Annotated in this window: 1 protein-coding gene; it reads left to right on the top strand. The window is 65.3% G+C overall.

All coding sequences use genetic code 11. The features are described 5' to 3' along the window. The coding region (locus tag G6N74_RS30450) for a calcium-binding protein (protein WP_205826945.1) at positions 1-672 on the top strand (672 nt) is incomplete at both ends.

Here is a 672-nt window from a genome sequence, read left to right as displayed (position 1 = left end):
AGCATTTGCCGACACCTTGACCGGCACCGATGCCGACGTGAATGTTCTCAACGGCGGGGATGGCGACGATATCCTGGCCGGGCTTGGCGGCGGGGATACGTTGATCGGCGGGCTCGGTTCGGACACCGCCGACTACACCGCCTCGACGGCAGGGGTCATCATCAGCCTGGAAGCCGGAACTGTCGCCGGCGGCCATGCCGTAGGCGATACGCTGACCAGCATCGAGAACCTCACCGGCTCGGCTTTCGACGATACGCTGACCGGCACCGATGCCGGCGCGAATGTCCTGAACGGCGGGGATGGCAACGATGTGCTGATTGGGCTTGGCGGTGCCGACACATTGATTGGTGGCGCCGGCACGGACACCGCCAACTACATCGCCTCGACGGCAGGCGTCATCGTCAACCTCGACACCGGAACCGGGAGCGGCGGCCATGCCGAAGGCGATACGCTGACCGGCATCGAAAACCTCATCGGCTCGGCCTTTGACGATACACTGACCGGCACCGATACGGACGCGAACATCCTTACCGGTGGTGCCGGCAACGACGTGCTTGCCGGCCTTGGCGGTGCGGACACGCTGGACGGCGGCGGCGGCGGTTCCGACACTGCCGATTATACCGCCTCGACGGCGGGCGTTATCATCAGCCTGGAAACCGGAACAGCCGCTGG

Origin of the sequence: Mesorhizobium zhangyense (genome assembly GCF_011045115.1) — a bacterium.
GTDB classification, from domain to species: domain Bacteria; phylum Pseudomonadota; class Alphaproteobacteria; order Rhizobiales; family Rhizobiaceae; genus Mesorhizobium_M; species Mesorhizobium_M zhangyense.
The sequence above is the reverse complement of the archived record's forward strand: the minus strand, read 5'-3'. Positions and strand labels throughout refer to the sequence as shown.